The organism is Dolichospermum sp. LEGE 00246, assembly GCF_015207865.1.
Lineage (GTDB): Bacteria > Cyanobacteriota > Cyanobacteriia > Cyanobacteriales > Nostocaceae > Dolichospermum > Dolichospermum heterosporum.
In genome coordinates this window covers 1-1,373 of the sequence record NZ_JADEWA010000741.1, presented here as the reverse complement: position 1 = coordinate 1,373, position 1,373 = coordinate 1, and the positions used below count along the sequence as shown (strand labels likewise).

At 36.5% G+C, this 1,373-nt stretch carries 1 protein-coding gene; it reads right to left on the bottom strand.

The window, feature by feature from the left end; genetic code table 11:
* Positions 1 to 87: 87 nt before the first annotated feature.
* Positions 88 to 1,373, bottom strand: a 1,286-nt coding sequence (locus tag IQ228_RS26055; RefSeq protein ID WP_193965012.1) for an adenylate/guanylate cyclase domain-containing protein, incomplete at its 5' end; no start/stop codon positions are given.

Below are 1,373 nucleotides of genomic sequence, written 5' to 3'. Positions count from 1 at the left end.
CCTCCCCTACCTCCCCTACCTCCCTGCCTTCACCCGTCATTTTCGGGTTGACGGACTACTACCCATTACAGCACAGCGTCAGTAATATTATAGTTCATGCATTTTAGTTTGATATAACTTAATGGAACGATCAATTCCTTTAAAACGATAAGCTCCGATATCAAAAAAATCAGATTTTTCTGACAACATATTATAAGTAACTTCACTAATTACACATTCACCAGGAGAACAAATAGTCTCCATCCTGGCTGCCAAATTAATTGTCGTTCCTAAAGCAGTATAATCCACCCTCTGAGAACTACCAACATCACCAACTACAGCTTTACCACTGTTAATAGCAATCCGTAATTGTAAAGGTTCTTGCCAAAAATGATTAGCATTGAGATGTTTTAACCGAGTTAGCATTCCCTTCGCCGAGGCAACTGCCCTATCTGCATGACCTGGATCTGGGTCAGGAGCGCCAAAAAATGCCATAATACAGTCACCAATGTATTTATCTAAGGTGCCACTATACAAAAATACTTCTTTCAACATTTCTTCAAATAAATTATTTAATAATTGAGCAATTTCTGTAGGTGTCAATCGTTCAGAAATTGCCGTAAAACCGACTAAATCTGCAAATAAAATACTAATTTCATTTTCTCTAGGTGCTAAACGTCCATCTGGAGAACCACCAACAGCTATCAATTGTTGGACAACAGCCGGAGAATGGTATCTTTCTAAACGATGACGAATTACTTCTTCATTTTTGAGTTTGTCTACTAACAACGAACGTTGCACACTAGAAGCTACAATATTAGCCAAAGCCGAAAAAAAGCTGAGTTCTTCTTCCCCTTCACTTTCCCAATGAGATGAAGACAGACTAGCATCAGCATAGAGAACTCCAATTACTTTGTGTTCATCCCATAATGGGACAGCCATAGCACTGCGAATACCTTTAACTAAAATACTTTTCTCCCTAGAAAAACGTTGATCAGATTGAGTATCGGCGCTTTGAATAGCAATTTTTTCTGCAAATACTTTTTGACAAATACTGCGACTAATCCAACTACCATCCGTAGCTAAATGTTCTTGTTCAGAAATATTTCTAGTGGCAGAATTTATTAACTCTAAATTACCAGAATCATCAATTTTTACTAATAGGGCTAATCGGTCAATACTATCAAGATAACGAAAAACCACCTGTTGTACTTGGAAGAAAATTTCCTCAATAGATGCAGCAGCACAAAGATTTTTAGCTATATCTACCAAATCTTTAAGACGAGCAATAGTTTCATTTTGATTATTGTTATTGCTATTAATAGTATTAGCACTTATCCATTGTTGTTGTAGTTCTTCAACATTCCGAAAAATTGTTTTTTGTGGTTGAATAT